Annotated in this window: 1 protein-coding gene; it reads right to left on the reverse strand. The window is 57.7% G+C overall.

Annotation, left to right across the window (positions count from 1 at the left end; translation table 11 throughout):
* Nucleotides 1-217: 217 nt before the first annotated feature.
* The gene (locus T370_RS0122030) at nucleotides 218-784 is read right to left on the reverse strand and encodes a cysteine hydrolase family protein (protein WP_029437032.1); all 567 of its coding nucleotides are present in this window, start codon (nucleotides 782-784) and stop codon (nucleotides 218-220) included.
* Nucleotides 785-1,046 lie beyond the last annotated feature (262 nt).

Below are 1,046 nucleotides of genomic sequence, written 5' to 3' on the forward strand. Positions count from 1 at the left end.
GAAGGGGCCTTTCTTCAGAAAGGCCCCTTCTCCCCTCCCCCACACCCCCTCCTCTCATCCCCCAAAGACTTTTGACTGGTGGGGAGGCGGCGCGGAGGGAGTTCCTGTTGGAAAAAGGTGTCGGAGAAGGTCACACCGTGAGCGTGGGCGGTTTTCCCTCTTTGAGCGAGAAAACCGAGAGGGGGAAGCTCTCTTTCGGCAGCGTAACGGTGGGCGTCTAGGCCAGTATGGAGGGCAGTTCCGCCAGCGTGACGCAGGTGATGCCCATGTTTTTCATATCGCGGATATTGGTTGCGGCGATCTCGTCCGTTTGGGCGGAGCAGGCGTCCGTGACTACGATGGTGTTGTAGTCGTGGCTCATCGCATCCGTGGCGGTCCCCCGGACGCAGTTGGGGTATTGCGTCCCGGCGATAAGCAGGGTGTCGATTTTAAGGCGGCGCAGGATCATGTCGAGTTCCGTCTGGAAGAACGCGCTGAAACGGAGCTTGCGCAGGATGGTTTCGTCCGGCAGCGGCGCGAGCTCATCGACGATCTCGGCGCCTTTGGTGCCGGGGACACAGATGCCTGCTCCTTGGGTAAACAGCGGCGCGCGCCCGATCTCCACATCGCTCCCGTCCCGGCGATGCTGGCGGATCACATGGATCACGCGCCAGCCTTCCGCGCGTGCGCGGTCGAGCAGTTTTTGGATGGTGGGTACGGTGGCCTGCGCGCCCTTCACGCACAGCGGAGCTTCGGGAAGGACGAAATCGTTTTGCATGTCGATGATGACGAGAGCAATGTTCATGATGGTTCCTTGGCTGCTGGTGGACCTACAGTCTCACTTCTGTGGATTCTTGGAGAAGAAACACATTGGGACAGGAGAGGCATTTCTTTTTACGATAGGATGTGAAACAGGTACAGCCCTTTTACTCTATCTTTTCGTGAAAAAGACTAGCTCACTTTTTTATTGGCTCCGGTGCCTGTTCTTGACTTCGGGAAAGTGACGAAGAGGGATTCGATAAACGTGAAAGTCTTGGGAAGGAGAGGGGTGGGGTTTGGGGAGGGGA

The sequence above is a fragment of the Bilophila wadsworthia ATCC 49260 genome (assembly GCF_000701705.1).
GTDB lineage: Bacteria > Desulfobacterota > Desulfovibrionia > Desulfovibrionales > Desulfovibrionaceae > Bilophila > Bilophila wadsworthia.

What these genes read in the sequence shown, in the direction of transcription:
- T370_RS0122030 (WP_029437032.1), bottom strand. Translation starts at nt 784, where the DNA reads ATGAACATTGCTCTCGTCATCATCGACATGCAAAACGATTTCGTCCTT.